At 69.1% G+C, this 848-nt stretch carries 1 protein-coding gene and 1 pseudogene; both read left to right on the forward strand.

The window, feature by feature from the left end; translation table 11 throughout:
- Positions 1 to 344, forward strand: a pseudogene (locus AAE045_RS23335) (hypothetical protein); the annotation flags it as partial.
- 79 nt (positions 345 to 423) lie between these two features.
- Positions 424 to 848, forward strand: a 425-nt coding sequence (locus tag AAE045_RS23340; protein ID WP_455549698.1) for a tetrahydrofolate dehydrogenase/cyclohydrolase catalytic domain-containing protein, incomplete at its 3' end; no start/stop codon positions are given.

Here is an 848-nt window from a genome sequence, read left to right on the forward strand (position 1 = left end):
CCAAGCTGCTGGTGCGCTCGTTCGATCGCGAACATTCGCTGCGCCTGATCCATGCCGGCGTGGACTTCCAGATCCGCGAGACCTTCGAATCGGCCCTGCAGTTTGGCCAGGCTGCGCTGATGGAGCTGGGTGCCGATCCGGATGATGCGCGCGAGATCGCCGAGCAGATCCGCGAGCGGGATGCCGAACGCTTCGAGCTGGAGATGGCGGGCGGCGACCTGCGCGCCGGCGCGCACATGGTGTTCGGCAGCGCGTTGCCGGGCGTGCCGACGCCCACGCCGTTCACTGCGCCCAAGCGCAAAGCGCGCACGCTCAACGCCGACCAGGTGCCCGAAGAAGAATAAGGCGCCGGCACTACCGGTGGGCGGGGCGGGCCGAATCAGGGACAATAGCCGACCGTCGCCCCCACGCCTGCCGCCCTCGATGAGCTCACCGACCCCCGACACCGTCTCTTCCGCCCGCATTCTCGACGGCCGCCGCATCGCCGAAGACCTGCTGGACAGCCTCAAGGTCCGGGTCGATGCCCGCCTGGCTGCCGGTGGCAGCCGTCCGGGCCTGGCCGTGGTGCTGGTGGGTGGCGACCCGGCCTCGACCGTGTACGTGCGCAACAAGCGCCGTGCGGCCGAGAAAGTGGGCATCGAAGCCTTCGATTACGACCTGCCGGCCGGCACCACCGAGGCCGAACTGCTGACCCTGATCGACCAGCTCAACGCCGATCCCAAGATCCACGGCATCCTGGTCCAGCTGCCGCTGCCGGGCATCCCGGACGCCAACCGCCTGATCCACCGGATCGACCCGCGCAAGGACGTGGACGGCTTCCACCCGGAAAACGTCGGCCATCTGGCCCT

It is taken from the genome of Dryocola clanedunensis, from assembly GCF_038405435.1.
Classification (GTDB): domain Bacteria; phylum Pseudomonadota; class Gammaproteobacteria; order Enterobacterales; family Enterobacteriaceae; genus Dryocola; species Dryocola clanedunensis_A.